Genomic DNA, 2,917 nt, shown 5'->3' on the forward strand with positions numbered 1-2,917 from the left:
TTTTTATAAAATTTTTATAGCTATAAATCGTACTATTCTTCCTTATGGTAACATGTTTCACGTGATAGTTACAAAACTGTAACCTCACACCTACGCTGTATTTTTATTCTGTACAAAAGTGCTAGTATTTTGTAGGAAGCAAGGTGTAAAATGAAGGCACTGTGTAAGGAGTGATGAGTTTGGCGAGGGAGCGAAAGTTTACAACGAAAGAGATATTTACATTGACCAAGCAGCTACTGCTTAAGGTTGGCTATGAAGGATTTACTATTAGTTTATTGGCAGAAAATATGGCTGTTTCACGTGCAGCTATTTATAAATATTACACGAATAAAGAAGAACTGATTATGGATTTAATGCTGGAAGAAATGAATGAGATAGTGGAGGAAATTGGACGGATAGATTCGGATGCTACATTTATAGAGCAGCTGGATCAGCTCACCCATACGATCTTCCAATACAAAGATCTTCACCAAATGCTTGGAGCGGCGAGTCAGATTGATAGTAGGGGATCGAATTCCATTGTCAAAAAGAAAGAAAAATTGGAGCAATTGCATTTCGGAATGTATCGTCCATTGCAAGGGATGATTGAACGTGGGAAGCAAGAAGGGTGTCTTGTTAATTCCCTTCCGAACGAACTAATCATTGGATTTATCTTTCAAACCATTGATATACCAAATCATACCGGTTTACCTGCCGATGCGTTTATGCAGGCAGTAAAGCAAATGATCTTCCATGGAATCTCCATTAAACCATAGGTGACAGAAGTGTAACTTATGTGTATACTCATATATGCATATAACTTTTTTATTCAAAGTGACGAATGTGTAACTTATAAAAAAAGGAGGAGATTTGATGTTTTTAGGTTGGAAAGAAATGCAGCGTTCGAAATTACGCTATTTCATGATTGGCTTTATTATTGTCCTCATTGCATGGCTCGTATTCATTCTTTCCGGGCTTGGGAATGGTCTATCCACATTAAGTGCAGCAAGTGTCAAAAATATGAATGCAGATTATGTTGTGTATCAAAAAGGAGCAGGTGCTACCTTCAGTAAATCTCTTCTTTCTGAGTCGTTAGCGCAAGATATAAAAAAACAAGATAATGTCAAAGATGCAGCTGCTTTTGGTGCAGCAATGGGTGCCATTTCGAAAGAAAAAACCGATAATTCAGTAGATAAAACGGATATCGCCCTTCTTGGTATCGAGCCAGGTTCATTTTTAGAACCGAAAGTAATCGAGGGTGTAGCGTTAGATGCCTCCATTAAAAATGGTGTGCTGGCAAACAAAACATTACAAGATAAAGGGTATAAGCTTGGCGATACGGTTGTTGCGTCTAGTTCGAAGGAAAGCTTCAAAATTATTGGATTTGTGGAAAACCAAACGTACAATCACTTACCTGCCCTTTTTGCAACAATAGATCAATGGCGCATATACCAATATGCAGCTCCAGGCGCCAATAATGGAATAGCAGACGTGGTTAATGCGATTGTTGTGCAAGGGTCAAAAGTGGATGCTGCCAATATAGATAAGCAAATTAGTGGAATTGAAACGGTAACAAAGGCAAAGGCAGTACAAGGCATGCCTGGATATAAAGAAGAAAATGGAACCATCACGATGATGCTTGCTTTTCTCGTTGTCATCTCAGCTTTTGTTATTGCCGTATTCTTCTATGTACTAACTCTGCAAAAATCAAACCAATTTGGTGTAATGAAAGCGATCGGTGCAAGCAATCGATTCCTTGTCCGTACGATTGTTTCTCAGGTGTTTGTTCTATCATTTATTAGTATCGCGATTGGGGCACTGTTAACGTATTTGACGGCCCTTATTTTCCCTAAAGAAATGCCGTTTAGCTTAGATGCTAACATGGTATTCACATACAGCCTCGTATTATTGTTTATTAGTGTAGTAAGTTCCCTTGTATCAGTACGACGCGTTACAAAAATCGACCCACTAACTGCTCTAGGGAGGGTAGAATAATGATTGGATTACAAATGAAGAATGTTACAAAGCTGTACCAGGAGGGTGACTCTACGGTCACAGCATTAGACAACGTTTCATTAACGGTTGGACCTGGAGAGTTTATTGCGATTGTTGGTCCGTCTGGCTCAGGGAAAAGTACGTTTCTTTCCATTGCAGGTGCCTTGTTGCAACCAACGCAAGGAGAAGTCATTTTAAATGATATCAATATAGCAAAAATGAGCGATAAGCAGCTCTCAAGTGTACGTCTAAATGAAATTGGATTTATCCTCCAAACATCTAATCTCATTCCTTACTTGAAAGTGATCGATCAATTGTTGATCGTTAAGAAAATGGCGGGGAGCGTAACAAAGGACGACCGAGCATTTGCTATCAGATTGTTAACTGAGCTTGGATTAGAAGCTAAATTAAATAAGTTCCCAAATGAATTATCTGGCGGCGAACGTCAGCGCGTTGCGATTGCACGTGCTTTCGTGAATGATTCGGAATTGATTCTAGCAGATGAACCAACAGCAAGCTTAGATTCTCACCGCGCGCATGAAGTTGTTGAGCTTATTGCAAAAGAAGTAAAAGCACGGAATAAAGCTGCTATTATGGTTACACATGATGAACGTATGCTCGCATACTGTGATAAAGTGTATCAAATGGAAGACGGCGTACTTACGGTTAGAAAATAAGAAGCAAAGAAAGCATGTCCCAAACGTAGCGTGCATTTGGGATATGCTTTTTTTATAATACGTTTTGCTTTATCTCGCATTTTTGTACTAACTGTCCATTTAATTAGAAAATGGTTAGAATAAGAAAGGAAAGGGGGGAAGGAACAATGACTGAAACGTTCCCGTTATTATCCGGACATCTTTCTTTAGATTTAGTAAATACAGAAGTCGTAAGGCGTGGGAAGCGACATGATTTACTACTTACAGATAGAAATATGCTAGATTGG

3 protein-coding genes and 1 pseudogene are annotated in these 2,917 nt (G+C 38.8%); all 4 read left to right on the forward strand.

Annotated features, from left to right (window positions below; all coding sequences use genetic code 11):
* The first annotated feature begins 179 nt into the window (after window positions 1-179).
* Window positions 180-755, forward strand: coding sequence for a TetR/AcrR family transcriptional regulator (locus AC11ZT_RS11615; RefSeq protein WP_484059748.1), 576 nt, complete (start codon window positions 180-182; stop codon window positions 753-755).
* A 97-nt stretch (window positions 756-852) separates the two neighbouring features.
* Complete coding sequence (locus AC11ZT_RS11620; protein WP_484059749.1) at window positions 853-1,974, forward strand: ABC transporter permease; 1,122 nt, start codon at window positions 853-855, stop codon at window positions 1,972-1,974.
* Complete coding sequence (locus AC11ZT_RS11625; protein ID WP_484059750.1) at window positions 1,974-2,651, forward strand: ABC transporter ATP-binding protein; 678 nt, start codon at window positions 1,974-1,976, stop codon at window positions 2,649-2,651. Before AC11ZT_RS11620 ends, AC11ZT_RS11625 begins: the two co-directional genes overlap by 1 nt.
* A gap of 146 nt (window positions 2,652-2,797) precedes the next feature.
* A pseudogene (locus AC11ZT_RS11630) lies at window positions 2,798-2,917 on the forward strand (CGNR zinc finger domain-containing protein); the annotation flags it as partial.

This window comes from Ectobacillus sp. (genome assembly GCF_056992975.1).